Source organism: Pseudomonas sp. PDM10 (genome assembly GCF_014852295.1).
GTDB lineage: Bacteria > Pseudomonadota > Gammaproteobacteria > Pseudomonadales > Pseudomonadaceae > Aquipseudomonas.
This window is the reverse complement of record NZ_JACVBJ010000037.1, coordinates 1-255: the sequence shown is the minus strand read 5'-3', so window position 1 is coordinate 255 and position 255 is coordinate 1. Positions and strand designations below refer to the sequence as shown.

The 255-nt window shown below is 64.7% G+C and carries 1 protein-coding gene; it reads right to left on the bottom strand.

The window, feature by feature from the left end:
- Positions 1–255, bottom strand: a 255-nt coding sequence (locus tag IB252_RS30000; protein ID WP_192411156.1) for a hypothetical protein, incomplete at both ends; no start/stop codon positions are given.

The following is a 255-nucleotide window of genomic DNA, read 5'->3' as shown; positions in this document are numbered from 1 at the left end:
ACCAGGCCGGGTTTTCCAGCAGGTTGCGCAGGATCGGCGACGGCGTGTGGGTGCCGTAGTAGCCCTGGCCGATGAAGGTCTTGAACAGCTGGTTTTTGCCGGCGATGGACTTGATCAAGGCCAGGGCGTCGGCTTCGCTGAGGCCGTCTTCGAGGCCGAGGACGCTGGTGCCCTTGATGCTGTCGGGGATGACGCTGGCGCTCAGGGCTCGCAGCGAGTCGAAGCCGAGGCTGTTGAGCATGGCTTGCTCGTCGC